Genomic DNA, 21,063 nt, shown 5'->3' with positions numbered 1-21,063 from the left:
GGGGGACCTACGCGAGGAGCTCCGCGACGCCGGTGCGCAGGGCGGCGAGGCGGGACGAGACGGCCGACCGGCGGGCGTCGGCGTCGGAGTCGTGCGACCAGGCGTCGAGGTAGAGCTTGACCTTCGGCTCCGTGCCGCTCGGGCGCGCGATGAGACGGGCACCGTCCAGGGAGAAGCGGAGCGCGTCGGTCGGGGGCAGCGCGCCGCCCTCGGCGAGCAGGTCCTCGCTCCGCTCGACGGCGAGCCCGCCGATCGCGGTCGGAGGCGTCGCGCGCAGTCCGGCCATGATCCGGCCGATCTCGGAGAGGTCGGTGACGCGGAGCGAGATCTGCTCCGATCCGAAGAGCCCGAACCGCTCGGCGAACGACTCCAGCTCGTCGTCGATCGTGCGCTCCTCGGCGGCGAGCGCGCTCGCGAGGGAGAGGAAGGCGAGCGCGGCCGAGACGCCGTCCTTGTCGCGGACCGTCCCGGGGTTCACCAGGTAGCCGAGTGCCTCCTCGTAGCCGAAGACGAGGTCGGGGACGCGCGAGATCCACTTGAAGCCCGTGAGCGTCTCGGCGAAGTCGAGGCCGTAGTCGGCCGCCACGGCACCGAGGGCGGGGGAGGACACGATCGAGCAGGCGAGCGCTCCTCCGGTGCGGCCCTCGCGGCGGACCTGCTCGGCGGCGCGCCAGCCGAGCAGCGCTCCGACCTCGTTGCCGGTGAGGCGCCGGAAGCCCTCCGGGGCGGAGGCGTCGGGCACGGCGGCGGCGAAGCGGTCGGCGTCCGGGTCGTTGGCCACGATCAGCTGCGCGCGACCGGAGCGCGCGGTCGAGAAGGCGAGGTCGAGGGCGCCCGCCTCCTCCGGGTTGGGGAACGCGACCGTGGGGAACGCCGCGTCGGGCTCGATCTGCTCGACCACGACGGCCGGCTCGTCGAATCCCGCCGCGGAGAGCACCCGGTGCGCCGTCTCCCAGCCGACCCCGTGCATCGCCGTGTAGACGATGCGCAGCGGAGCGGACTGGCGGCCGACGGCTGCCGTCGCCTCGATGTAGGCGGCGACCACGGACTCGTCCGCGAGCCGGTACTCGCCGCGCGGCAGCTCCGGAACGCGCCGGTCCCGCGCGACCGCGAGGATCCGCTCGGCGATCTCGGAGTCGACCGGCGGCACGATCTGCGAGCCCTCGTCGGCGCCGCCGAGGTACACCTTGTAGCCGTTGTCCTGCGGCGGGTTGTGGCTCGCCGTGACCATCACTCCGGCGTCGGCGCCGAGGTGGCGCACGGCGAAGGCCAGCACGGGGGTGGGCAGGAGCCGGGGCAGCAGCACCGCGTCCACGCCGGCGCCCGCCATCAGCGCGGCGGAGTCCTCGGCGAAGACGCGCGAGTTCTTCCGGCCGTCGTAGCCGATCACGACCACGGGCCGCTGGACGCCCTGCGCCAGCAGGAAGTCGGCCAGGCCCACGGCGGCCTGCGAGACCAGCACGCGGTTCATCCGGTTGGATCCCGCCGCGATGGCGCCGCGCAGGCCCGCGGTGCCGAACGCCAGGCGGGCGCCGAAGCGGTCCTCGAGCTCGGCGCGGGCGGAGGCGTCCCCCGAGTCGGAGGCGGTCAGCAGGCCGACCAGCTCCTCCCGCGTCTCCGGGTCGGGGTCCTGGGCGAGCCAGGCCTCGGCGAGCTCCCGGACGTCGGCGCTCACAGGGCGCCCGTGATCCCGGCGAGCAGGCGGGCGAGGTCGTCCTCGGCGTCGCGGCCGGCCTCGAGCACCTCCTCGTGGCTGAGGGGGGTCTTCTGGATGCCGGCGGCGAGGTTCGTGATGAGCGACATGCCCAGCACCTCCATGCCCGCCTCGCGCGCGGCGATGGCCTCGAGGGCGGTCGACATGCCGACGATGTGGCCGCCGATGATCCTCGCCATCTGCACCTCGGCCGGGCTCTCGTAGTGCGGCCCGCGGAACTGCACGTACACGCCCTCGTCCAGCTCAGGACGCGTCCCCCGGGCGAGGTCGCGCAGGCGCGAGGAGTAGAGGTCGGTGAGGTCGACGATCGTCGCGCCCTCGAGCGGCGAGTCGGCGGTGAGGTTGATGTGGTCGCTGATCAGCACGGGGGTCCCGGGCGTCCAGTGCTCCTTGATGCCGCCCGCGCCGTTGGTGAGGATCATCACCGTCGCGCCCGTCGCGGCGGCGGTGCGGACGCTGTGCGCGACGCGGCGCACGCCGTAGCCCTCGTAGTAGTGGGTGCGGGCGCCGATGATCAGCGCGCGCCTGCCGGTGGGGAGCAGGACGGAGCGCAGGGTGCCGCCGTGCCCGTGCACGGCCGGCTTGGAGAAGCCGAGGATCTCGGTGGCCTCCACCGTCGCGGTCGTCTCGCCGATCGCGTCGGCGGCCTTGCCCCAGCCGCTGCCGAGGGTGAGGGCGATGTCGTGCTTCTCGACCCCTGTCGCCTCGGCGATCTGAGCGGCCGCGCGGGCCGCGATCTCGAAGGGATCGGCGTCGGGGGCCTCGAGGGGGTGCAGGGTCTGGTCGGACATCCTCCCACCCTACCGACGGGCTGCGCGGCGGCGGAGGGCGACTCCCGCGGCCGATCCGACACCCCGCGATTGGGCGAACACTCAGTGAGAGAGGACAATGGGAAGCATGGCTTACGAGTTCGAGCGCGCGCAGAGGATCGCTGTACTCGGAGGGGGGCCGGGCGGCTACGAAGCCGCCATCGCGGGAGCGCAGCTCGGCGCTGAGGTCACCCTGGTCGAGCGGGTCGGAGTGGGCGGCTCGGCCGTCATCACCGACGTCGTCCCGTCGAAGTCGCTCATCGCGACGGCGGAGGCCACCAACGCCATCGGCGAGGCCGCCGACCTGGGCGTGCAGTTCTTCACCCGCTCGGAGCAGAACAAGCCGGTGCGCCCGGACGTGGCGGTCAACCTGGCGACGGTGAACAAGCGCCTGCTCGGGCTCGCGCGCCAGCAGTCCGAGGACATGCGCGCGAACCTGGTGCACCACGGCGTGCGCATCGTCCAGGGGGACGGGCGCCTGGACGGCTCGAACGCCTTGATCGTCTCCACGGCGGCCGGCGGCGAGGGCATGGACTTCGACCGCATCGAGGCGGACACGATCGTGGTCTCGGTGGGCGCCAGCCCCCGTGTGCTCCCGACCGCGGCTCCCGACGGCGAGCGCATCCTCAGCTGGACCCAGCTCTACAACCTCAAGTCCGTCCCCGAGCACCTGATCGTGGTGGGCTCCGGCGTGACCGGCGCGGAGTTCGCCTCCGCCTACCGTGCGCTCGGCGCCCGCGTGACCCTCATCTCCTCCCGCGACCAGGTGCTGCCCGGCGAGGACGCCGACGCGGCCGCCGTGATCGAGAACGTCTTCAAGCGCAACGGCATGGTCGTGCTCTCGAAGTCGCGCGCCGACCGCGTCGAGCGGACCGAGAAGGGCGTGCAGGCCGTGCTCTCGGACGGACGTGTCGTCGAGGGCTCGCACTGCCTGATGGCCGTCGGCTCCGTGCCGAACACGGCGGGCATCGGCCTCGAGGACGCGGGGGTGCAGCTGACGGAGTCGGGGCACATCCGCGTCAACCGCGTCGCCCGCACCAGCGTCCCCTCGATCTACGCGGCCGGGGACTGCACCACGTTCCTCCCGCTCGCCTCCGTCGCCGCCATGCAGGGCCGCACCGGCGTGTTCCACGCCATGGGCGACGCCGTGAACCCGACCGAGGTGCGCAACGTCGCGGCGAACATCTTCACGCAGCCCGAGATCGCGACCGTCGGGTGGAGCCAGCGCGAGATCGAGGAGGGCATCGCGCAGGGCGAGATCTACAAGCTCCCGCTCGCCGCGAACCCGCGGGCAAAGATGATGGGCATCCGCGACGGCTTCGTCAAGCTGTTCGCGCGCACCGGCTCCGGCACCGTCATCGGAGGCGTCATCGTCGCTCCGAAGGCGAGCGAGCTGATCTTCCCGCTCGCCCTCGCCGTGGAGCACCGCCTGACCGTCGACCAGGTCGCGCGGGCTTTCACCGTCTACCCGAGCCTCACCGGCTCGATCTCGGACGCCGCGCGCGCCATGCACATCGTCACCTGACGCGCCCCTCCGCCGGGCCGCGCAGGGTGCGGTCCTTCATCGGCAGAGCGCGCGACCGGGTATTGCGTGCGAAGCGATTGTCGGCAGCGCGATGCGACCCGCTCGGCGGTACCCCTCACGTCGAGGAGCCGACCGCGCCGGGCCGCGCGGGGAGCGGCTTTTCATCGGCAGAGCGCGCGACCGGGAATCGCGTGCGAAGCGATTCACGGCAGCGCGACACGACCCGCTCTGCGGTATCCCTCACGTCGAGGAGCCGACCGCGCCGGGCCGCGCGGGGAGCGGCCCGGAACAACCTCAGACGATCTGGAGGAGCACGTGTCCCGCGGGGACGGTCGCTCCGGCCGTCGCGTCGAGGCCCTTCACGACGCCGTCCTTGTGGGCGGTGAGCGGCTGCTCCATCTTCATCGCCTCGAGGACGACGACCAGGTCGCCGGTGACGACCGTGTCGCCCTCGGCGACGGCGACCTTGACGATGGTGGCCTGCATGGGCGAGGCGACGGAGTCGCCCGTGACGGTGCTGACGGAGGAGGAGCCGCGGCGCTTCGGGGAGGCGGCAGCGGCCCCGCGGGCGGGTCCCGAGCCGACCAGGTCGCCGGGGAGAGTGACCTCGACGCGGCGCCCGTCGACCTCGACGACCACGTTCCGGCGGGCCGCCGGCTCGTCGGTCGCTCCGGGCTCGCCGCTCCAGGCCGGGATCGTGTTCTCGAACTCGGTCTCGATCCAGCGGGTGTAGATCGTGAAGGGCGCGCCGCCCTCGGGGGCGAAGGCCGGGTCCTCGACGATCGCGCGGTGGAAGGGGAGGACGGTCGGCAGTCCGGTGACCTCGAACTCGGCGAGGGCGCGGCGCGAGCGCTCCAGCGCCTGCTCGCGGCTGTCGCCGGTGACGATCAGCTTCGCGAGGAGCGAGTCGAAGGAGCCGGAGATCACGTCGCCGGCGACGACGCCGGAGTCGACGCGGACGCCGGGTCCGCCGGGGGCCTTGAAGACGTGCACCGGGCCCGGAGCGGGGAGGAAGCCGCGGCCCGCGTCCTCGCCGTTGATGCGGAACTCGAAGGAGTGGCCGCGGGGCTCCGGGTCGTCGTAGTCGAGCACGCCGCCCTCGGCGAGGCGGAACTGCTCGCGCACGAGGTCGATGCCGGTGATCTCCTCCGACACGGGGTGCTCGACCTGGAGGCGGGTGTTCACCTCGAGGAAGGACACCGTGCCGTCCTTGCCGATCAGGAACTCGCAGGTCCCGGCGCCGAGGTAGCCGACCTCCTGCAGGATCGCCTTCGAGGCGCGGTAGAGCTCGGTGTTCTGCGCATCCGTCAGGAACGGCGCGGGCGCCTCCTCGACGAGCTTCTGGTGGCGGCGCTGGAGGGAGCAGTCGCGGGTGGAGACCACGACGACGTTGCCGTGCGCGTCGGCCAGGCACTGGGTCTCGACGTGGCGCGGCTGGTCGAGGTACTTCTCGACGAAGCACTCGCCGCGGCCGAAGGCGGCGACGGCCTCGCGCGTGGCGGAGGCGAACAGCTCCTCGACCTCGCCGCGCTCGCGGGCGACCTTGAGGCCGCGACCGCCGCCGCCGAAGGCCGCCTTGATCGCGACGGGGAGGCCGTACTGGTCCACGAACTCGAGCACCTCGGCGGCGCCGGAGACGGGGTTGAGGGTTCCCGGGGCCAGCGGCGCGCCGACCTTCTCGGCGACGTGGCGGGCCGAGACCTTGTCGCCGAGGCGCTCGATGGCCTCGGGGCCGGGGCCGATCCAGATCAGGCCGGCGTCGATGACGGCGCGGGCGAAGTCGGCGTTCTCGGCGAGGAAGCCGTAGCCGGGGTGCACGGCGTCGGCACCGGAGCGGCGGGCCACCGAGAGCAGCTTGTCGATGACGAGGTAGGTCTCGGCGCTGGTCGTCCCGCCGAGGGCGTAGGCCTCGTCGGCGAGGCGGCTGTGCACGGCGTCGCGGTCCTGGTCGGCGTAGACGGCCACGGAGGCGATCCCGCTGTCGCGGGCGGCGCGGATGACTCGGACGGCGATCTCGCCCCGGTTGGCGACGAGCACCTTCGTAATCTTCGGCATGGTCCCCAACCCTAGGGGGCGGCTCCGCCCGGCCCGGCGCGGCTCACCACAAAGAAGCGGAGGGCCTTCGTCGGTTCCTCACAAGGGCGGGACGGGCCTCAGCGGTTCCAGAGCGCGGTCCAGTCGACGCCGAGGCTCCGCACCAGCGTGCGGAGGGTCGGCACCGACATCCCGATCACCGTCGAGGGGTCGCCCTCGATCGCGGTGATGAAGCCGGCGCCGCGGCCGTCGATGGTGAAGGCGCCGGCCACCTCGAGGGGCTCGCCGGTGGCGACGTAGGCGTCGATCTCGGCGTCGTCGATGTCGTCGGAGAACGTGACGGCGGCGGAGGTGACCGCTCCGGCCTCGGCGACGATCCTCCCGCCACGGTGGTCGACGAGCCAGTGGCCGGAGTGGAGGCGGCCGGTGCGACCGCGCTGGGCGCGCCAGCGCTCCCGGGCCCGCTCCGGCTCGTGCGGCTTGCCGTGGACGACCCCGTCGAGGACGAACGCGGAGTCGCCGCCGAGCACCAGACCGTCGATGTCCGGGCGCAGGACGGCGTGCGCCTTGGCGCGGGCGAGCAGCGAGACGGTGGCGTCCGCGTCCAGTGCCGCGCCCCGCTCCTGCTCGGCCCGGGCGACGGCCGCGGGCTCGTCCACCTCGGAGGGGACGACGACGGGCTCGATCCCGGAGGCCCGCAGCAGCGCGAGGCGCGCGGGGGAGGTGGAGGCGAGGTAGAGGCGCACGAGGGCTCCCTGCGGCCGGGCCCACGCTGTGGGATGCTCGACGGATGGCACAGACCCCGTCCCGAGCATCCGCCCGCCCCGACGGGGCCGACGACGCACTCGGGACCGAGATCGAGCTCGACATTAGCAACGTCGCCCACGGCGGCGTGTTCGTCGCCCGGCACGAGGGCCGCGTCGTCTTCGTCCCGGACGTCCTCCCCGGCGAGCGCGTGCGGGCGCGGATCAGCGAGGTCCGGCACGACAGCTTCTGGCGTGCCGAGGCGCTCGAGGTGCTCGAGGCGTCCGAGCACCGGGTGGAGCACGTCTGGCCCGAGGCCGCCCTCGACCGCCGCCCGGGGGAGCGCGTCGGCGGCGCCGAGCTCGGCCACGCCGACCTGGCCTACCAGCGCGAGCTGAAGCGCCTCGTGCTCGTCGACTCCTTCTCCCGCTTCGCCCGTCGCGAGGTCGAGGTGGAGGTCTCGCCGATCGGCGGGGACGACGCGTCCGGCGGCCTCGGCTGGCGCACGCGGAACCGCCTCCACGTCGACGACGACGGACGGGTCGGCCCCTACGCGGCACGCAGCCACCACGTCGTCACCGTGGAGTCGCTGCCCCTCGCGACCGCCGACTCCTCCCTGGCCGCACCGCTCGGCGAGCGCCTCGCTCCCGGCTCGGTGGTCGACCTCGTCGACGCGGCCGGATCCGAGGGGGCCGCGGTGCTCGTGCACGACCCCTCCGACAAGCGCGCCCGCCGCGACCGCACGGTGGTGAGCGAGTTCGTCGCCGACCGCACCTTCCGGGTCGACCGCACCGGCTTCTGGCAGGTGCACCGCGGAGCCGCCGCCGCGCTCTTCGAGGCCGTGCAGGCCGCCGTCGACGCGGATGCGGCGGACCCGTCGGCCGCCAACCACGACCTCTACGGCGGGGTGGGCCTGCTCGCCGCGGCGCTGGCCGACCGCCTCGGCGCCGGAGTGCGCGTGACCAGCGTCGAGAGCGACTCCCGCGCCACCGAGCACGCGCTCGAGAACCTGGCCGACCAGGTCGGCGCCCGCGCGGTGACCGCCCGCGTCGACCGCTACCTCCGCGACGTCGTCGCCCAGGCCGATGCGCGCGAGCGGGCGCGGTGGCGCGCGGCGACCGTGGTCCTCGACCCGCCGCGCTCGGGCGCCGGCCGAGCGGTCACCGACGCTCTGGCGGAGCTGCGGCCGGCGCAGCTCGTCTACGTCGCCTGCGACCCGGTCGCGCTCGCCCGCGACGTGGGCGCCCTGACCGGGGCGGGTTACGAGCTGGAGCGCCTCGAGGGCTTCGACCTCTTCCCGCACACCTCCCACGTGGAGGCCGTTGCGCGACTGGTCCGCCGAGAGGACTGACCGCGGGCCCGCGTCTGCGTACCATGGGCGGGATGGAGCCCCACGTCGACGCAGCCGAGGCCCCGCGCGTGCGCGTGGCGATCGTGGACGACCACGAGTCGGTGCGCCTGGGCGTGGCCGCCGCCGTCGAGAGCGCGGGGATGCAGGTGGTCGCCGCCGCCGAGACCGTCCAGGCCCTCGAGAGCACGATCGGCGGCGCGGAGATCGAGGTGCTCGTCCTCGACCTGTCCCTGAACGACGGCTCGAGCATCACCAGCAACGTCAAGTGGGGGCAGGTGCGCGGCTCCGCCGTCCTCGTCCACAGCATCGCGGACCGTGTCGTGGCCGTGCGGGAGGCGCTCGCCGCGGGAGCGGCCGGCGTCATCCCGAAGTCCTCGCCCATGTCGACGGTCGTCGCCGCCATCCGCACGGTCGCCCGCGGCGAGGTCCTCAACAATCTGGAGTGGGCCTCGGCCATCGACGCCGACGACGACTTCGCGCGGGCCGTGCTCGGCCGTCGCGAGCGCGACGTCCTGCACCTCTACGCCTCGGGGCTGCCGCTGAAGCTGGTGGCCGAGCGGCTGCAGATCTCGGTGTCGACGGCGAAGGAGTACCTCGACCGGATCCGCGACAAGTACGTCGAGATCGGCCGTCCCGCCCCGACGAAGGTCGATCTGCTGCGGCGCGCGGTGGAGGACGGCATCCTGCCGGGCATCGACCCGGACGACGGCGATGGCGGGCGCTGAGGCGCCGATCGCCCGCCGCAACGCCGGGCGCGAGCGCATCGACCGGATCATCAGCACGGTCGTGTCGTTCTTCGGCTTCGGCTTCGGCGTGCAGACCGTCCCGCCGATCCTCGCGCAGCTGCCCCTCCTGCGCCCCGAGGTGGCCTGGCCGGTGCTGGTGCTGGTCTTCGGATCGCTCACCGCCGCCGTGGTCACCGCCGTGCTGCGGCGGGGCACGCGGATCACGGCGGTCCTGGTCGCCGTCGGTGTCCTCATCGCCCTCCTGACCTGGCCGGCCGCCGTCGCCACCGGGGGCGCGGACCGCGAGACCCCGTGGATCTGGTACCTGCTGACCATCGGCACCGCCTTCTGCACGATCGCCGCTCCCCTCCGGATCGCGATCGCGTACGTGTCGGTGACGACCATGCTGTTCGGGCTGCTGCGCGTCCTCCCCTCCGGCGGCGGGGCGGAGCCGACCCGCGCGATCCTCGACGCCGCCTACGTGGGCATCGTCGGCTTCGTGATGCTGGTGCTGATCACCGTGCTCCGGCAGTCGGCCGACGAGATCGACCGTGCGCAGACGACGGCCATGGAGCAGTACGAGGCGGCGATGCGCCAGCACGCCGGCGAGGTGGAGCGGGTCGAGGTCGACGCCCTGGTGCACGACAACGTGCTCGCGACGCTGCTCTCCGCCGCCTCAGCCGAGTCGCCGGCCGAGCGCGCGCTGGTCTCCTCGATGGCGCAGCGCACCCTCGCCGTGCTGCTGCCCGACCACGAGCCGGAGCCGCCCGAGGGGCTGGTCCCGCTCGAGCTCCTGCAGCGCCAGCTCGCCCACGCGGCGTCCACCTTCGGGACCGAGATCGCAGTCGCGACGGCCGATGGAGTGGATCCGCGCGCGACGACGCTGCCGCGCCCGGTGGCCGAGGCGCTGCTCGGCGCGGTCTGGCAGGCGCTCGCCAACAGCGTCCAGCACGCGGGTCCGAGCGGCAGCGTCCACCGCGCCGTGCACGGGCTGCTGGGCGACGGCGCGGTGGAGGTCGTGGTGGAGGACGACGGCCGCGGCTTCCGGCTCGCCGACGTCCCGCGCGAGCGGCTGGGCATCCGGCTCTCCATCCTCGAGCGGGTGCACAACGCGCGGGGATCGGCGCGGGTCGACTCGACTCCGGGCGAGGGCACCCGAGTCGTCCTCTCCTGGCGGGCGGACGCGGGAGGAGGGCCGTGATCGCCTACCCGCGCCCCCTGCTCCAGGCGCTCGGCGCCGGCTTCTCGCTGTACCACGTGGTGCTCGCCTTCTTCTCCTTCCGCATCTCCCCGGCCACGCCGGCCGACCTCGTCGCGGTCGCGCTGTACGTCGCGGCGACCGTCGTCGCCCTCTGGCCGGGAGCGACGACCCGGCTCGCCCTGCCCGCCGCGGTCGGGATGACCGCGGTCGCCGTCGCTCTGCCGCTGCTGGTCGCGCCCTCGCTCGATCCGGGTGCCTCCAACGGCTACTCCACCTGGTACATCGCCGCGGTCGGCACCCTCATGACGATCGTGTGCGCCCGCCGGCGCGCGGCCTGCGCCTGGGTCGGCGTCGGCTTCCTGATCGTGCACACCGTGTTCTGGGCCGGCCCGGCCGCGCTGGCCACTCTCGGCGTCGTCGGGGGGATCGCCTGGGTCGCGATCGCGCAGCTGCTCATCGTCGAGCTCGGGCGCGCGGGCTCCGAGGCGCGCGTGCTCGAGGCGGCCGAGCGCGCGGCCGCGTCGTGGCGGGCCGCGGAGGAGGCGCACCTCACGGAGCGCGAGGTCCGGCTGGAGCAGACCCGCGCCCTCGCCGCCGACATGCTGCTGCGCATCGCCGAGCCGGGACCGGGCCTCACCGACGAGGAGCGGCGCGAGTGCCGGCTGCTCGAGGCGGCCGTGCGCGACGAGATCCGCGGCCGGCGGCTGCTGGACGACGAGGTGCGGCGTCTCGTGCTCGACGCGCGGCGGCGGGGGGTGACCGTGTTGGTGCTCGACGACGGCGGCCTCGACCGCACCTCCGAGGGCGAGAGCCGACGGGTGCTGGGGGAGCTCGCCCAGGCTCTGAGCGGGATCCGCGAGGAGGTCGACCGCGTGGTGGTGCGCACCGCGTCGGCCGACTCGGCCTCGGCGGTCACAGTGGTGGGCCTGCGGACGGCCGGCGACGGCAGCGCGGGCGCCCTCGGCTCCGACGACGCGGGGGACGAGGTCGACGCCTGGGTCGAGATCCGGCGCGACGGCGTCGGCGGACGGGACGTCTGAGCGGCGGAGCGCGCGCGGGACGGCGCGGCCGTCCGCCTGCGCAGCGACCGGCGGCGACCCGCCCCGGAGGGCGTGCGGATGTCGGATCGGTGCCGCGGTCGGTACGCTCCGGCTCTCAGCACGGCTCAGGTCCTGGCGCACCCGGTCTCTCGGCGCGGACCGATCGTCGGCGCGGCACGAGCGTGAGCAGAGCCGTCATGAGCGGAGCCCGTTGAGCGCCGAGCGCGTCAGGACGAAAGCCCGTTAACGGAGTGCGGCGGGCCGTCCACTCCTCCGAAGAGGGGGCCCGGCCCGCCGTCAAACCCCGAGTGAGGGTAACAACCCGAATATTACCCTCACTCGCCCCCAACACACCCGCCTGCTTACCCTGGTCGGCGAGTGATTGGCGGTGCCCCTTCCGAAGGAGGAGCACCGTACGTCCACTAGTGTGCTCGCTCCGCCAGGAGGCGCATAGTCAGCACTTTAGGGGACTAATCGGGGGACAAATTTCACGTTCCGCGTCGCGGATCGCTCGTTCCCCGACGGGCTGCGTCTGCGAGTCCGCTCAGCCGGAGAAGGAGCGCCACGCTCCGGGTGCCGGCCGGAGCGGCCCGCGGACCGCCGCGGCGCGGTCGTTCCAGCCGCCGCTGAGCTCCTGCGGGGTCTCCGGCTCGGCCTCGGTGCGCGAGGTCAGTGCGGTGACGACGGCCGTGACGGCGGCGATCTCGGCGGCGTCGAGGCCGGGGGTGGAGATGACGACGGCGGGTGCGGAGTCGGAGGCGGTCATCCCGTGACGCTATCGCATGCCGTTCACGGCGCCGGTCGGCGGGGCATGGCTATGCTGACGCCGGATGCCGCCGGAGCGTCGTCCGTCCGTTGCGAACAGGAGCGTCCCCGCATGCCGACGTGGTTCCCGAGGAGCGGTGCCGCGGCGCTGCGCCCCCTGCGTCTGCTGGTCCGGAGGTCGCCGGCGGCCGTCTCGGTCGTCCTGGTCCTCCTGGCCGCGAGCGCGATCACGGGGACGCTCGTCGCCCCCGCGGGAGCCGAGACGACGGCCTGGTGGGCGGCGGGCCCGATGACGACCCTCGACGGCCGTCCGTGGACGGCGGTGACCGCCCTCCTGATCGCGGCGGACCCGCTGCAGCTGCTCCTGGACGTCGTGCTGGTGCTCCCGATGCTCCTCGCCGCGGAGCGCCGCCTCGGCTCGGCCCGCACCCTCCTCGCCTTCCTCGTGACAGGCGCCGTCGGGATCGTCGTCGGGTCCTCCGTGCAGTCGATCGGCGCTCTCGTCGGGGAGTGGTGGGCGGGCGACACCGTCGGCGACCACACCTTCGACCCGCTGATCGGCGCGGTCGGCGCCCTCATCGCCTCGACCGCCTTCATGGGCGCTCTGTGGCGTCGCAGGCTCCGGGTGACCGTCTTCGCCGTCGTGCTGATGTTCGTGCTCTACGCGGGCGACTCCGCCGACGCGTACCGGCTCCTCGCGGGCGGCGCGGGGCTCGTGCTCGGCGCGGTGCTCGCGCGGGGAGCGTCGGGGCTGCGTCCGCAGCGTCCGGCGCCGAGCTCGCACCGCGAGTCCCGGGGGCTGCTGGCGGCGGTCGTCGTCGTCACCGCGATCGGTCCGCTCGTCGCCGTCCTCTCCGACTCGGGCTACGGTCCGTTCTCGTTCCTCGGCCGACTGCTGCAGAGCGCCTTCACGGGGACGACGGACCTCGAGGACCCGTGCAGCCGCGCCCTCCGGCACTGCGCGCACCACGTGAAGCTGAGCCTGGTCGCCCCCGGGCCGATCCTGCTGACGTTCGTCCCGCTCGTCCTCCTGCTCGTCGCCGCCTACGGCCTGCGCTCCGGGCGCCGCTTGGGCCTGCTGCTGGCGGTCGGGGTGAACATCGCGATCGCGATCCTGGAGGTCTTCTCCCTCCAGCGCGCCGCCCGTCACCCCGAGTTCCTGTACTACGCCGAGTACCTGCTCTGGGTGGCGACGACGGTGCTGGTGCCGCTGGCCGTCGTGGCGATGCTCGTGATCGGGAGGAGGCACTTCCGCATCCGCGCGCCCCGTGCCGCCGCGAGGCTCTGGACGCGGGTCGTCGCCATCGCCTTCGTCGTGTCCCTCGGCGGCTACCTGGCGCTCTCGGCCGGCGTGCGCACGAGCTTCGAGCCGCTCCTGGGCCTCGGGAGACTCCTCCTGGACGGGCTGCTGCGCTTCGTCCCGGTGAGCTTCCTCGGCGGCGCCGGACTGCTCGCCGTGCCGCGGGAGCCCGTCGCGCGGATCGTCTTCGAGTGGGTCGGCCCGGTGTTCTGGCTCGTGGTCGTCGTCGCGGTGGTCGCCCTGCTCCGGGCCACCGACGTGCAGCGGAACCGCGGCGACGAGGCGCGGTACCGCGCGCTCCTGTCCCTGCACGGCGCCGGCAGCCTCGGCCATCAGGGGACCTGGGAGGGCAACGCGCACTGGATCTCGGCCGACGGGACCGGCGGAGTCGCCTACCGGGTGATCGGCGGCGTGGCGATCACCCTCTCCGACCCGGCCTGCGCTCCCGAGCGGCGCGAGGACGTCGTGGCCGAGTTCGTGCGTTTCTGCGACGAGCGCAGCTGGACGCCCGTCTTCTACAGCATCCACGACGAGCTGCTCCCCGTCTTCGACCGGCTCGGCTGGTCGCGCCTCTCGGTCGGCGAGGAGACGATCATCGAGCTCTCCTCCTTCGAGCTCACCGGCAAGCGGTGGCAGAAGGTGCGCTACCCGCTCACGCGCGGCATCAAGCTGGGCATCGAGGCGCAGTGGACCAGCTGGCCCGAGCTCTCCCTCGGCATGGCCAACCAGATCGTCGACCTGTCGGAGCGCTGGGTCGCCGAGAAGGCGCTGCCCGAGATGGGCTTCACCCTCGGTGGGATCGACGAGGTCCGCGATCCCGACGTCGCCCTCCTGCTCGCGGTCGGACCGGACGGCGTGCTGCAGGGGGTGACGAGCTGGCTGCCCGTGCATCGGGAGGGGCGCGTGGTCGGCTGGACCCTCGACTTCATGCGCCGCTCCGACGACTCGATGCCCGGCATCATGGAGTTCCTCATCGCCTCCGCGGCGCTGCGCGTCAAGGAGGAGGGCGCCGAGTTCCTCTCGCTCTCGGGCGCACCGCTCGCCACCGCACCGGTCGAGGAGGGGGAGGAGCCTCCGGAGCCGACGGTCCTCTCGCGCCTGCTCGAGTTCCTCTCGCGGACGCTCGAGCCGGCCTACGGCTTCACGTCGCTGTTCCGCTTCAAGGCCAAGTTCCACCCGCGCTACGCGGGCCTCTGGATGACCTACCCCGACGCGCTGCAGCTGCCCCGGATCGGAGCCGCGCTGGGTCGCGCCTATCTGCCCGACCTCTCCGCCGCGCAGGCGCTGGCGTTCGCGCGGGTGGTCGGGGCGAAGCCGGAGGAGAAGCCGTCCGAGGCGTCCGCGGCGAAGCCGGATGCTCCGGCCGCCAGGGCAGGCGCTCCTGCGGCGAAGGCGGGTGCTCCGACAGCCGAGCCGGACGGTCCTGGGGTGAAGGCGGGTGCTCCGGCTGCGAGGGCGGATGCCCGGGAAGCGGAGCCCGATTCCGCGACAGGGGAGCTGGGTGCTCCGGCCGCGGAGCCGGCCGCTCCCGTCGTGCGGCCCGATGCTCCCGCGGAGTCCGCTGTCCGACGGACCGGCCCCGGCTCCTCCGACTGATCGTTCCGCCCCTCCGCCCCGTGAGGAGGCGGTCGCAGCGGAACGCCGCGGCACGGACGGTCTCCCGTCTCCTGCCGCGGCGTCCGAGCGAGTCGGGTCAGAGCGGGATGTTGCCGTGCTTCTTCGCGGGCAGGTTGGCGCGCTTGGTGCGCAGCGCCCGCAACGCCTTGATGACGGAGACACGCGTCGCCGAGGGCTCGATCACGCCGTCGAGCTCGCCGCGCTCGGCCGCGAGGAACGGGCTCGCGACGTTGTAGGTGTACTCGTTCGCCAGGCGCGTCCGGACGGCTGCGACGTCCTCGCCGGCCTCCTCCGCCTTGCGGATCTCGTTGCGGTAGAGGATGTTCACCGCGCCCTGGCCTCCCATGACGGCGATCTCGGCGGTCGGCCACGCGAGGTTGATGTCGGCTCCCAGCTGCTTGGACCCCATCACGATGTACGCGCCGCCGTAGGCCTTGCGCAGGATGACCGTGACCAGCGGCACGGTCGCCTCGGCGTAGGCGTAGAGCAGCTTCGCGCCGCGGCGGATGACGCCGGTCCACTCCTGGTCGGTGCCGGGCAGATAGCCCGGGACGTCGACCAGGGTCAGGATCGGCAGCGAGAACGCGTCGCAGAAGCGGACGAAGCGGGACGCCTTCTCGCCCGCCTCGATGTTCAGCGTGCCCGCCATGGCGCTCGGCTGGTTCGCGATGATGCCGACGGAGCGGCCCTCGACGCGGCCGAAGCCGATCACGATGTTCGGCGCGAACAGCGGCTGCACCTCGAGGAAGTCGCCCTCGTCGACGATGTGCTCGATGACGGCGCGCATGTCGTACGGCTGGTTCGGGCTGTCCGGGATGACCGTGTCGAGGAAGCGGTCCGCGTCGGTCGTCTCGAGGTCGACCTCGGTCTCGAAGACGGGGACAGGCGACAGGTTGTTGTCCGGGAGGAAGGAGAGGAGCGTCCGCGCGTAGTCGAGCGCGTCGTTCTCGTCGCTCGCGAGGTAGTGCGAGACGCCCGAGATCTTGTTGTGGGTCAGCGCGCCGCCGAGCTCCTCCATGCCGACGTCCTCGCCGGTGACGGTCTTGATCACGTCGGGCCCGGTGACGAACATCTGGCTGGTCTTGTCGACCATGATCACGAAGTCGGTCAGGGCGGGGGAGTAGACCGCGCCTCCCGCGGCAGGGCCGCAGATGATCGAGATCTGGGGGATCACGCCGCTCGCCGCGGTGTTGCGGCGGAAGATCTCGCCGTACTTGCCGAGGGCGACCACGCCCTCCTGGATCCGTGCTCCGCCGGAGTCGAGGATGCCGATGATCGGGACGCCGGTCTTCAGGGCGAGGTCCATCACCTTGATGATCTTCTCGCCGGCCACCTCGCCGAGCGAGCCGCCGAAGATCGTGAAGTCCTGCGAGTACACGGCGACCTGGCGGCCGTGGATGGTGCCGGTGCCGGTGACGACGGCGTCGCCGTAGGGTCGCTTCTTCTCCATGCCGAAGGCGTGGGTGCGGTGGCGGACGAACTCGTCCAGCTCGACGAACGAGCCCGGGTCGAGGAGGGTGTCGATCCGCTCCCGTGCGGTCATCTTGCCCTTGGCGTGCTGCTTCTCGATCGCCGCCTCGCCACTGGCCGTGACGGCCTCGTGGTAGCGGTTCCTGAGGTCCGCGATCTTCCCCGCGGTCGTGTACAGATCGGGCGCGGGACGTTCGGTGTTCGCGGTCACCCGCTCACCCTACCGGCGGGGCGGACGCCTCCTCTTGTCGCACTCGCACAGGGAGGGCCGCTCCGAACGGGAGGATCCGGACAAGGGCGGGACGTCGCGAGCGGCGCTCGGAGCGGCCTCGCGGGAGCCGCCGCTACCGTGGCGGCATGCTCCTCCCGCTCTCCTCCGCTGTCTCCCCCCGCGTCCTCGCGCTCGAGTCGGCGGGGTCGACGAACGACGAGCTCCGCGAGCGGGCGGCCGCCGACCCCGCCGCGTGGCCGCACCTCTCCGTCGTCGCCACCGGCGACCAGCGCGCCGGGCGCGGCCGGCTGGGGCGCGTCTGGCAGGCGCCCGCGGGCCGCACGCTCGCGGCCTCGACTCTGGTCGACGCCTCCGCCCTCGGCGCCGAGGCCTCCGGCTGGCTGCCGCTCGTGGCCGGCGCCGCTCTCGCCCGGGCCCTCGCACCCCTCGTCGACGGGGACGTCGCCGTCAAGTGGCCCAACGACGTCCTGATCGACGGCCGGAAGGTCGCGGGGATCCTCGCCGAGCGCCTGCCGGACGGGCGGGTCGTCGTCGGCACCGGTGTGAACCTGCTGCTGACGGAGGCGGAGCTGCCGGTCCCGACCGCCACCTCGCTCGCCCTCGCCGGAGCACGGACGACGAGCGCCGACGAGGTGCTCGCCGCGTTCCTGACCGCATTCCAGGGGCTGCTGGCTCCGCTGCTCGCCCAGGGCGACGCCGAGGCCTCCGGAGCGGCCGCCGCCGTCCGCGCCTCTTGCGGCACCCTCGGAACGCGCGTCCGGCTCGAGCTGCCCGACGGCACGCAGGAGGAGGGGACCGCCGCCGCACTCGCCCCGGACGGCTCGCTCCTGCTCGAGCAGGGCGGCGCGCTGCGCTCGTTCACGGCCGGCGACGTCACGCACCTGCGCTCCTAATGGCCAGGACCGACCCCGCCGACCGCGAGCTGGCGCGGCTGACCCCGCGCGCCCGCCGGGCGGTCGCACCGGTCGTCGGCCTCCTCCTGCTCACCTGGACGGGCTTCTACTTCGCCGCGCAGTTCGAGCTCGCCCTGCAGCGCTGGATCATCGGGCTCGGCACCGCACTTCTGGTGCTGCTCCTCTGCGCTCCCGGGATCGCGGGCTGGGCGAGCGTGCGCTACCGCGTCACCGCCTCCGGCCTCAGCGCGCGCCGGGGCGTGGCGTCGATCCGGCGGGCCGAGGTGGTCTTCGATCGGAGGATGGAGGTCGTGGTCGAGCGTTCCCTCGGCCAGCGCCTCGCCCGGTGCGGGGACGTCCGGATCCTGCAGGCGGGAGCCGAGGTGTTCGTGCTGCGGGACCTGCCGGATCCGGAGCTCACGGCCGACCTGCTGCGGGAGGCGATCGGCGCGGCTCCCGTTCTCGAGCCGGAGTGGCCGCCACCCGCGTGAGCGCGTCGGGGCCTCGGTAGCATGGAGCCGCCCCGCGCCAGCGGGCGGAGACGGAGGAGCGCCATGCGCGTCGGCGTGATCGGGGGCGGCCAGCTCGCCCGGATGATGATCCCCGCGGCGGTGGAGCTCGGCATCGAGATCGCCGTGCTCGCCGAGAGCGAGGGCGCCCCGGCGGGGCTCGCCGCGACACGGGTCGGCGACCACCGCGACGAGGCGACCGTGCTCGCCTTCGCCGAGACCGTGGACGTGGTGACGTTCGACCACGAGCACGTTCCCCAGCCGATCCTCCGCGAGCTCGTCGCCCGCGGCGTCGCCGTGCACCCCGGCCCCGACGCCCTGCTGTTCGCCCAGGACAAGCTGATGATGCGGCGCCGCCTGACCGAGCTCGGCGTGCCCGTGCCCGAGTGGGCCGAGGTCTCCTCCGCCGAGGAGCTGGGGGAGTTCCTGGCTGAGCACGGCGGCAGCGCCGTGGTGAAGACCGCGCGCGGCGGCTACGACGGCAAGGGCGTGCGCGTGGTGCGCGGCGCCCACGAGGCGGACGACTGGTTCACCGCCCTCGCCGAGGACGGCCGGGGCGGCTCGCTCCTGGTCGAGGAGCTGGTGGGCTTCCGCCGCGAGCTCGCGCAGCTCGTCGCCCGGCGTCCCTCCGGCGAGAGCATCCTCTGGCCGGTGGTGGAGTCGGTGCAGCGCGACGGGGTCTGCGCCGAGGTGATCGCTCCGGCCCCCGCGTCCGCCGGCCGGCTCGCATCAGCCGCGGCCGAGATCGCGCAGACGATCGCCGACAGCCTCGGGGTCACCGGCGTCCTGGCCGTCGAGCTGTTCGAGACGACGGACGACCGGATCCTGGTCAACGAGCTGGCCATGCGCCCGCACAACAGCGGCCACTGGACGATGGACGGATCGACCACGTCGCAGTTCGAGCAGCACCTGCGCGCGGTCCTCGACCTGCCGCTCGGCGCGACGGGCTGCCGCGATCCGTGGACCGTGATGGTCAACGTGCTCGGCGGCCCGGTGGGGGAGTCGCTGACCGACCGCTACCCGCGGGTGCTCGCCGATCACCCGGGTGTGAAGGTGCACAACTACGGCAAGGAGCCGCGACCGGGCCGCAAGGTCGGGCACGTGAACGCCGGCGGCGACGACCTCGACCTCGTGGTCTACGAGGCTCGCGCGGCGGCGGCCGTTCTCACGGACTGACCCGTACGATGGTCGCCGTGACGAGCCTGCCGACCTCCCCGACCCCTGCCGGAGCCCTCTCGTGAGCGCGGACGCGCTCGTGAACGGGCCCGCGCCGCTCGTCGGCGTCGTGATGGGGTCGGACTCGGACTGGTCCGTCATGCAGGCGGCGTCCACCGTCCTCGCCGAATTCGGCGTGGCGCACGAGGTCCGGGTCGTCTCCGCGCACCGCACCCCGGAGGCGATGATCGCGTACGGCCGCGAGGCCCGCGGCCGCGGCCTGAAGGTCGTCATCGCCGGGGCGGGCGGAGCCGCCCACCTCCCCGGCATGCTCGCCGCCGTGACCTCGCTCCCCGTCGTCGGAGTGCCGGTCCCGCTCGCCCGCCTCGACGGGCTCGACTCCCTCCTCTCGATCGTGCAGATGCCGGCGGGCGTCCCCGTCGCCGCCGTCTCCATCGGCGGAGCGCGGAACGCCGGACTGCTCGCGGTGAAGATCCTCGCGACCGCGGACGACGCCCTCTCCGCAGCGCTCGACGACTTCGCCGCCGACCTCGAGGTGCAGGTCGCCGCGAAGAACGACGCCCTGGTGGCGGGCCTGTGACGGCCGTCGCCCTGCCGCTGCGGCACCCGGACGTCGCCTCCCGCGCCTTCATGACGCGGCGGGCGTGGTGGCTGCTGATCGTCAACCTGCTGGTGCCCGGGTCCGCTCAGGTCCTCGCGGGCAACCGCCGGCTCGGGCGCCTGGGGCTCGGCTTCACCCTCGGGCTCTGGGTCGCCCTCCTGGTCGCGGTGCTCCTCTACTTCGTCTTCCCGACCGGCCTCTACACGCTCGCGACCTTCGACGTCTCGATGCTCGCGCTCCAGGCCGCGCTCGTCGTCTACGGGGTGGTCTGGGCCGTGCTGACGCTCGACACCCTCCGCCTGATCCGCGTCGTCCGGGTGCGCCCGCGGATGCGCGGCGTGCTCGCGTTCGCGACGATCGCGCTGATGGCGATCTCGGTCGGCACCACCGCCTACGGCACCTACCTGCTCGGCGTGACACGGGGGACGCTGTCGTCGATCTTCGGCGGCGGAGCGATCGAGCAGCCGATCGACGGCCGCTACAACGTGATGCTCCTCGGCGGCGACGCGGGAGAGGACCGCGACGGTCTGCGCCCCGACAGCATCTCGGTGGTCAGCATCGACGCGTCGAGCGGCAAGGCCTCGATCATCGGCGTCTCGCGCGAGTTCGTCGACTTCCCGTTCCCCGAGACCAGCCCGATGCACGAGCTCTACCCCGACGGCTACGACACCGACAACTGCGCCGTCGACGTCTGCAAGCTCAATTCGGTCTACACCGAGGTCGAGCTGAAGCACCCGGAGCTCTACCCCGACGCCGTCGACCACGGCAGCGAGCCCGGCATCGAGGCGATGCGCGACGCGGTCGAGGGCATCCTCGATCTGAGGATCCAGTACTACGCGCTGATCGACATGGAGGGCTTCGCCCAGCTGATCGATGCGCTCGGCGGCATCGACATCGACTACGTCGCCGACGAGCCGCTGCCCCTGGGCGGGCTGCCCGACTCCGACGGCGTGATGCAGGGCGTCAACCAGTGGATCGATCCCGGGCACTGGCACTTCAACGGCGAGCAGGCCCTCGCCTACGCCCGGTCTCGCTACACCACGAGCGACTACGACCGGATGGCGCGCCAGCGGCAGGTGCAGGAGGCGCTGCTCGCCCAGTTCGAGCCGGGCAACGTCCTCGCCAAGTTCCAGGACGTCGCGTCCGCCGGGTCCCAGGTCATCAAGACGGACGTCCCGCAGGGGATGCTCGGCTACTTCGTGCAGCTGGGGCTCAAGACGAAGTCGCAGCCGGTGGATCCGATCGAGCTGGTCCCGCCGGCCGTCGACCCGGAGGACCCGGACTACGACGTCGTGCACTCGCTGGTGAGCGCCGGACTGTCGGGCGACTCCGCGCCGTAGACGGCCGGGTGCCGCAC

At 73.5% G+C, this 21,063-nt stretch carries 17 protein-coding genes; 11 read left to right on the top strand and 6 right to left on the bottom strand.

Annotation, left to right across the window (positions count from 1 at the left end; genetic code table 11):
• Positions 1–7: 7 nt before the first annotated feature.
• Together C5C53_RS03470 and C5C53_RS03465 are read right to left on the bottom strand one after the other, a co-directional pair.
• Complete coding sequence (locus C5C53_RS03470; RefSeq protein WP_104223173.1) at positions 8–1,675, bottom strand: phospho-sugar mutase; 1,668 nt, start codon at positions 1,673–1,675, stop codon at positions 8–10.
• Positions 1,672–2,505, bottom strand: a complete 834-nt coding sequence (locus C5C53_RS03465; protein WP_104266836.1) for a purine-nucleoside phosphorylase — start codon at positions 2,503–2,505, stop codon at positions 1,672–1,674. The genes C5C53_RS03470 and C5C53_RS03465 overlap by 4 nt, the downstream gene beginning before the upstream one ends.
• A 106-nt stretch (positions 2,506–2,611) precedes the next feature.
• On the opposite strand from C5C53_RS03465, the gene C5C53_RS03460 reads away from it, so the two are divergent.
• The gene (locus tag C5C53_RS03460) at positions 2,612–4,048 is read left to right on the top strand and encodes an NAD(P)H-quinone dehydrogenase (RefSeq protein WP_104223171.1); all 1,437 of its coding nucleotides are present in this window, start codon (positions 2,612–2,614) and stop codon (positions 4,046–4,048) included.
• A gap of 294 nt (positions 4,049–4,342) precedes the next feature.
• Here C5C53_RS03460 and C5C53_RS03455 read toward each other — a convergent pair whose 3' ends face one another.
• On the bottom strand, positions 4,343–6,103 hold the full coding sequence (locus C5C53_RS03455) for a biotin carboxylase N-terminal domain-containing protein (RefSeq protein WP_104266835.1): 1,761 nt from the start codon (positions 6,101–6,103) through the stop codon (positions 4,343–4,345).
• Between the two features lie 98 nt (positions 6,104–6,201).
• Positions 6,202–6,828 carry a nucleoside triphosphate pyrophosphatase gene (locus C5C53_RS03450; RefSeq protein ID WP_181065608.1) on the bottom strand — a complete coding sequence of 209 codons (627 nt, stop codon included), beginning with the start codon at positions 6,826–6,828 and terminating at the stop codon, positions 6,202–6,204.
• Positions 6,829–6,872: 44 nt separating this feature from the next.
• On the opposite strand from C5C53_RS03450, the gene C5C53_RS03445 reads away from it, so the two are divergent.
• From C5C53_RS03445 to C5C53_RS03430, 4 genes are read left to right on the top strand one after another with little or no spacing between them, the layout of a single operon-like run.
• Entirely contained in the window at positions 6,873–8,177 is a 1,305-nt protein-coding gene (locus tag C5C53_RS03445) for a class I SAM-dependent RNA methyltransferase (RefSeq protein ID WP_146080877.1), read from the top strand.
• A 23-nt stretch (positions 8,178–8,200) separates the two neighbouring features.
• On the top strand, positions 8,201–8,902 hold the full coding sequence (locus C5C53_RS03440; protein ID WP_104223169.1) for a response regulator transcription factor: 702 nt from the start codon (positions 8,201–8,203) through the stop codon (positions 8,900–8,902).
• On the top strand, positions 8,889–10,103 hold the full coding sequence (locus C5C53_RS03435; protein ID WP_104266833.1) for a sensor histidine kinase: 1,215 nt from the start codon (positions 8,889–8,891) through the stop codon (positions 10,101–10,103). The genes C5C53_RS03440 and C5C53_RS03435 overlap by 14 nt, the downstream gene beginning before the upstream one ends.
• Positions 10,100–11,143 carry a hypothetical protein gene (locus C5C53_RS03430; RefSeq protein WP_104223167.1) on the top strand — a complete coding sequence of 348 codons (1,044 nt, stop codon included), beginning with the start codon at positions 10,100–10,102 and terminating at the stop codon, positions 11,141–11,143. The genes C5C53_RS03435 and C5C53_RS03430 overlap by 4 nt, the downstream gene beginning before the upstream one ends.
• 544 nt (positions 11,144–11,687) lie before the next feature.
• Here C5C53_RS03430 and C5C53_RS03425 read toward each other — a convergent pair.
• Positions 11,688–11,909, bottom strand: a complete 222-nt coding sequence (locus C5C53_RS03425) for an acyl-CoA carboxylase subunit epsilon (protein WP_104223166.1) — start codon at positions 11,907–11,909, stop codon at positions 11,688–11,690.
• 111 nt (positions 11,910–12,020) lie between these two features.
• Here C5C53_RS03425 and C5C53_RS03420 point away from each other — a divergent pair, with 111 nt between their 5' ends.
• The gene (locus tag C5C53_RS03420) at positions 12,021–14,804 is read left to right on the top strand and encodes a bifunctional lysylphosphatidylglycerol flippase/synthetase MprF (protein ID WP_181074920.1); all 2,784 of its coding nucleotides are present in this window, start codon (positions 12,021–12,023) and stop codon (positions 14,802–14,804) included.
• A 97-nt stretch (positions 14,805–14,901) separates the two neighbouring features.
• Here the strand turns inward: C5C53_RS03420 and C5C53_RS03415 are convergent, their stop codons facing one another.
• On the bottom strand, positions 14,902–16,506 hold the full coding sequence (locus tag C5C53_RS03415) for an acyl-CoA carboxylase subunit beta (RefSeq protein WP_104223164.1): 1,605 nt from the start codon (positions 16,504–16,506) through the stop codon (positions 14,902–14,904).
• Positions 16,507–16,652: 146 nt separating this feature from the next.
• On the opposite strand from C5C53_RS03415, the gene C5C53_RS03410 reads away from it, so the two are divergent.
• The 5 genes from C5C53_RS03410 to C5C53_RS03390 all read left to right on the top strand — a co-directional run bounded on the left by C5C53_RS03410 (position 16,653) and on the right by C5C53_RS03390 (position 21,046).
• Positions 16,653–17,420, top strand: a complete 768-nt coding sequence (locus C5C53_RS03410) for a biotin--[acetyl-CoA-carboxylase] ligase (protein ID WP_104223163.1) — start codon at positions 16,653–16,655, stop codon at positions 17,418–17,420.
• The gene (locus C5C53_RS03405) at positions 17,420–17,911 is read left to right on the top strand and encodes a PH domain-containing protein (protein ID WP_104223162.1); all 492 of its coding nucleotides are present in this window, start codon (positions 17,420–17,422) and stop codon (positions 17,909–17,911) included. The genes C5C53_RS03410 and C5C53_RS03405 overlap by 1 nt, the downstream gene beginning before the upstream one ends.
• A gap of 63 nt (positions 17,912–17,974) precedes the next feature.
• Entirely contained in the window at positions 17,975–19,105 is a 1,131-nt protein-coding gene (locus C5C53_RS03400; protein WP_104223161.1) for a 5-(carboxyamino)imidazole ribonucleotide synthase, read from the top strand.
• A 112-nt stretch (positions 19,106–19,217) separates the two neighbouring features.
• Positions 19,218–19,685 (top strand): 5-(carboxyamino)imidazole ribonucleotide mutase, encoded by a 468-nt coding sequence (gene purE / locus C5C53_RS03395; protein WP_104223226.1) that lies wholly within the window; start codon positions 19,218–19,220, stop codon positions 19,683–19,685.
• Complete coding sequence (locus C5C53_RS03390; protein WP_258062231.1) at positions 19,682–21,046, top strand: LCP family protein; 1,365 nt, start codon at positions 19,682–19,684, stop codon at positions 21,044–21,046. Before purE ends, C5C53_RS03390 begins: the two co-directional genes overlap by 4 nt.
• Positions 21,047–21,063 lie beyond the last annotated feature (17 nt).

Origin of the sequence: Rathayibacter sp. AY1E3, from assembly GCF_002932235.1 — a bacterium.
In the GTDB taxonomy this organism is placed as follows: Bacteria; Actinomycetota; Actinomycetes; order Actinomycetales; family Microbacteriaceae; genus Rathayibacter.
This window is presented reverse-complemented; position numbering and strand designations above follow the sequence as displayed.

Coding starts and splice junctions, on each gene's coding strand:
- C5C53_RS03410 (WP_104223163.1), top strand. CDS start 16,653: ATGCTCCTCCCGCTCTCCTCCGCTGTCTCCCCCCGCGTCCTCGCGCTC.
- C5C53_RS03425 (WP_104223166.1), bottom strand. CDS start 11,909: ATGACCGCCTCCGACTCCGCACCCGCCGTCGTCATCTCCACCCCCGGC.
- C5C53_RS03400 (WP_104223161.1), top strand. CDS start 17,975: ATGCGCGTCGGCGTGATCGGGGGCGGCCAGCTCGCCCGGATGATGATC.
- C5C53_RS03455 (WP_104266835.1), bottom strand. CDS start 6,103: ATGCCGAAGATTACGAAGGTGCTCGTCGCCAACCGGGGCGAGATCGCC.
- C5C53_RS03440 (WP_104223169.1), top strand. CDS start 8,201: ATGGGCGGGATGGAGCCCCACGTCGACGCAGCCGAGGCCCCGCGCGTG.
- C5C53_RS03445 (WP_146080877.1), top strand. CDS start 6,873: ATGGCACAGACCCCGTCCCGAGCATCCGCCCGCCCCGACGGGGCCGAC.
- C5C53_RS03420 (WP_181074920.1), top strand. CDS start 12,021: ATGCCGACGTGGTTCCCGAGGAGCGGTGCCGCGGCGCTGCGCCCCCTG.
- C5C53_RS03405 (WP_104223162.1), top strand. CDS start 17,420: ATGGCCAGGACCGACCCCGCCGACCGCGAGCTGGCGCGGCTGACCCCG.
- purE (WP_104223226.1), top strand. CDS start 19,218: ATGGGGTCGGACTCGGACTGGTCCGTCATGCAGGCGGCGTCCACCGTC.
- C5C53_RS03460 (WP_104223171.1), top strand. CDS start 2,612: ATGGCTTACGAGTTCGAGCGCGCGCAGAGGATCGCTGTACTCGGAGGG.
- C5C53_RS03465 (WP_104266836.1), bottom strand. CDS start 2,505: ATGTCCGACCAGACCCTGCACCCCCTCGAGGCCCCCGACGCCGATCCC.
- C5C53_RS03435 (WP_104266833.1), top strand. CDS start 8,889: ATGGCGGGCGCTGAGGCGCCGATCGCCCGCCGCAACGCCGGGCGCGAG.